The organism is Idiomarina sp. UBA4206 (genome assembly GCF_002383015.1).
Lineage (GTDB): Bacteria > Pseudomonadota > Gammaproteobacteria > Enterobacterales > Alteromonadaceae > Idiomarina > Idiomarina abyssalis.
The window spans coordinates 37,437-37,841 of the sequence record NZ_DFTS01000043.1; the positions used below are offsets into that span (position 1 = coordinate 37,437).

At 44.9% G+C, this 405-nt stretch carries 1 protein-coding gene; it reads right to left on the minus strand.

Annotation, left to right across the window (positions count from 1 at the left end; all coding sequences use genetic code 11):
• The coding region (locus B3180_RS09220; RefSeq protein WP_286844177.1) for an Rnf-Nqr domain containing protein at positions 1-320 on the minus strand (320 nt) is incomplete at its 3' end.
• Positions 321-405 lie beyond the last annotated feature (85 nt).

Sequence of the window (405 nt, forward strand, 5' to 3'; positions counted from 1 at the left end):
GGCACGTATTTATCCAGCGTCATTTCCAGAATTTGCACCAACGCCGCGATAACACCGATGAAGGTCAAAAACTTCAAAAAGCTTAGATCCGCATCAGGGAAACCGGCCCAATCCAGGGCCCCGGGCGCTAGGATATTGTGGTAAATAATATTGTTTACCGGTACCGAAATACCCAAGACCACAATAACCGCAACCCCCAGACCGAATGCTGTCTTAACTTTCTTAGATACTGCCAGAAAAGTACACATACCTAAGAAGAATGACAACGCCAGGTTTTCAATAAAAACTGCGCGGATGAACAGGTTGATATATTGTTCCATGACCATTACTCCTTAGGTTCAACTTGTTCAGTGCGGAAGGTACGTAGTACCCAAATGAAACCACCAATGATAAAGAAGGCGCTTG